The organism is Aquabacterium sp. A08 (genome assembly GCF_011742065.1).
In genome coordinates this window covers 1-239 of sequence record NZ_JAAQQT010000472.1, presented here as the reverse complement: position 1 = coordinate 239, position 239 = coordinate 1, and the positions used below count along the sequence as shown (strand labels likewise).

General features: G+C 75.3%; 1 protein-coding gene. It reads left to right on the top strand.

Annotated features, from left to right (window positions below; all coding sequences use genetic code 11):
• The coding region (locus HA630_RS27285) for a 2Fe-2S iron-sulfur cluster-binding protein (protein WP_243855328.1) at nt 1-239 on the top strand (239 nt) is incomplete at both ends.

Sequence of the window (239 nt, the reverse complement as noted above, 5' to 3'; positions counted from 1 at the left end):
CTGCTGGACCTGCTGCGCGAGGACCTGCACCTGAGCGCCACCAAGGAAGGCTGCGGCGAGGGCGACTGCGGCGCCTGCACCGTGGTGCTGGCCGACACCGACGGCGACGGCCTGCGCTACCGCGCGGTCAACAGCTGCATCCAGCTGGCCCACGCGGTGCACGGCCAGGCGCTGTGGACGGCCGCCGACCTGGCCTGCGACCCGCTGATCGACCGCCAGGGCGCCGCGCTGCACCCGGC